The organism is Chryseobacterium polytrichastri (assembly GCF_900142445.1).
In the GTDB taxonomy this organism is placed as follows: Bacteria; Bacteroidota; Bacteroidia; order Flavobacteriales; family Weeksellaceae; genus Chryseobacterium; species Chryseobacterium polytrichastri.
Map to the genome: position 1 here is coordinate 1 of NZ_FRAV01000091.1, position 1604 is coordinate 1604.

The following is a 1604-nucleotide window of genomic DNA, read 5'->3' on the forward strand; positions in this document are numbered from 1 at the left end:
TTGACGTTTTTTGTTTTGCAACTCTAAAATGACAATTTTTATCAAACTTTTAGCCCTTACTCTTTTTTTATTAACAATTTTTAAACAGGCTCTAACTAAAAAATTAAATTCAATGAAAAACAGAACATTAATTTTGACGGGTATGTTAGTATTATCCTCAGTATTCGCATCTGCACAGAAAACTGCTGCAAAAACTAAAACTCTTATTATCGGTCCTAAAACAGGAAACTGCGCAGGAATTACTCAAAGAGGAGCCTGCTATCAGGTAAAAACCAATAAATCACAAAAAGAATGGTCAGATTTTCAAAATCCAATCAAAGGATTTAATTATAAACCGGGTTTTGAATATGTAATTCTGGTGAAAATCCAAAAAGCAAAAGAACCTGTTGAAGGTGTTAATGAAGAATATGTTTTAGTCAAACAAGTTTCAAAGAAAAAATCCAAATAACTAAAAACACTGCAAATGGACTGCCCCCAAAAAGTGTCTAAGTCCATTTGCAGTGTTTTTTTCTAAGGTTCGTGATCTTTCGACACTCTATTTTAGTGGCCTCTACTACTTTTTGAGAAGTAAACTGAGCAAAAAGTTTAAAGTTACTACCGACTCAAAACACAATTATATAGTGGTAGAAAATTTGCTGGACAGGAATTTCATCGTTACTGATCGAGCAAAAGTATGGACAACTTATATTCAAACCAAAGAAGGATTCTTATACCTGACAGCAATTATTGATTTATATGACCGAAAAATAATTGGCAGGAGGCTTGAGTAGTCAAATGAGTACCGAAGAAACAAGCTTAGCGGCTGGGAAAATGGCTTTAAAAAAAATAATACTTCAAAAGGATTGATTTTTCATTCAGACAGAGGCACTCAATTTCAATAGTTTGATTAGTTACATGAAACAAAATATTGATTTTATTGGGGAGGGGACAACGTGCGAAGCTTTTATAAACTTCAGGATCTTGTCAGCAATATTGTATTTTGAAAGTATCTCACCACTTGTAGGTAAGCTTTTGAAAGGCAGTCCCAGGATGGAATCTATTCTCTGGGAAGAGCACAGAAAACCCATCTTTGATTAAAAACAGGACTATATACCATTTAAACGCTGATATTTAAACTGCGTTTAAATATCAGCAGGATTATTAAGATAATTTTTACTATTTAACAAGGCTTCCGGCATATGCACTTAATACGTAAGCCCTGACATGACCCATCAGCATATCCTTCAGAAGCACAGACCTGTGCACATTTCCTATCAGAAATACACAGAAAATTAGAAGAACTTGGAACTGAACATAATTTAGAAGAATCTCCGGCATACACTGTCTTCATTTGATTTCTATTTAATTTTTTGGCGAAACTTTCTTTCGTTTTCATAATATTTAATTTTTAGTTTTTAATTGAAAAATAGATCTGGACTTTATACGCCAGAACATCATGTCTGATCTGAACATTAAAATGCTTACCACAAATAATGACAGTAAATATCAGGTGCCCTATTGCTAGAATAAATGGTTTAAAGCCAGCCTAAAAACAGATCAATCCAAGCATTTTAATTTTGTCTGCAACACACCTCACTCTTTACAAGTAATGCCGAGACTACTGA

The 1604-nt window shown here is 33.3% G+C and carries 1 protein-coding gene; it reads left to right on the plus strand.

Annotation, left to right across the window (positions count from 1 at the left end; translation table 11 throughout):
• Positions 1–112: 112 nt before the first annotated feature.
• A complete protein-coding gene (locus tag BUB80_RS23150) occupies positions 113–448 on the plus strand; it encodes a DUF4377 domain-containing protein (protein WP_073298093.1) in 336 nt (111 codons plus the stop codon).
• Positions 449–1604: the final 1156 nt, after the last annotated feature.